The sequence below is a fragment of the Vibrio sp. 2132-1 genome, from assembly GCF_033344315.1.
Genome location: NZ_JAWPON010000082.1, coordinates 1 through 1,165, shown reverse-complemented (window position 1 = coordinate 1,165; position 1,165 = coordinate 1). Strand labels below are relative to the sequence as shown.

At 47.7% G+C, this 1,165-nt stretch carries 1 protein-coding gene; it reads right to left on the bottom strand.

Annotated elements, in window-relative coordinates; all coding sequences use genetic code 11:
* A partial coding sequence (gene tuf / locus R8N47_RS23575; RefSeq protein WP_171345263.1) for an elongation factor Tu occupies window positions 1–1,165 on the bottom strand: 1,165 nt, incomplete at both ends.

Here is a 1,165-nt window from a genome sequence, read left to right as displayed (position 1 = left end):
ACAACACCAGCACCTACTGTACGGCCACCTTCACGGATCGCGAAACGTAGACCTTCGTCCATTGCGATTGGTGCGATTAGCTCTACAGTCATCTGTACGTTGTCGCCTGGCATTACCATTTCTACGCCGTCTGGTAGCTGGATGTCACCAGTTACGTCAGTTGTACGGAAGTAGAACTGTGGACGGTAGCCTTTGAAGAATGGAGTGTGACGACCACCTTCATCTTTAGACAGTACGTATACTTCTGATTCGAACTTAGTGTGTGGAGTGATTGAACCAGGCTTAGCTAGTACTTGACCACGTTCAACTTCGTCACGCTTAGTACCACGTAGAAGTGCACCAACGTTCTCACCTGCACGGCCTTCGTCTAGAAGCTTACGGAACATCTCAACACCAGTACATGTAGTTGTAGTAGTGTCTTTGATACCTACGATAGCAACTTCGTCACCTACAGTTAGGATACCACGCTCGATACGGCCAGTTACTACTGTACCACGACCTTGGATTGAGAATACGTCTTCGATAGGCATTAGGAATGGCTGATCTACCGCACGCTCTGGCTCAGGGATGTAAGTATCTAGAGCTTCTGCTAGTTCAACGATTTTCGCTTCCCACTGCTCTTCGCCGTTTAGTGCGCCTAGTGCAGAACCTTGGATAACTGGTAGGTCATCACCTGGGAAATCGTATTCAGATAGAAGCTCACGAACTTCCATTTCTACTAGTTCTAGTAGCTCTTCATCGTCAACCATGTCACATTTGTTCATGAATACGATGATGTATGGGATACCAACCTGACGGCCTAGTAGGATGTGCTCACGAGTTTGTGGCATTGGGCCATCTGTCGCAGCAACAACTAGGATACCACCGTCCATCTGTGCAGCACCAGTGATCATGTTTTTAACATAGTCAGCGTGTCCTGGACAGTCAACGTGTGCGTAGTGGCGTGATGGAGTGTCGTACTCAACGTGAGAAGTTGCGATTGTGATACCGCGCTCACGCTCTTCTGGAGCGTTATCGATAGATGCGAAGTCTTTAGCTACACCGCCGTAAACTTTAGCAAGAGTAGTACAGATAGCTGCAGTTAGAGTTGTTTTACCGTGGTCAACGTGGCCGATAGTACCAACGTTAACGTGCGGTTTCGTACGTTCAAATTTTTCTTTAGACA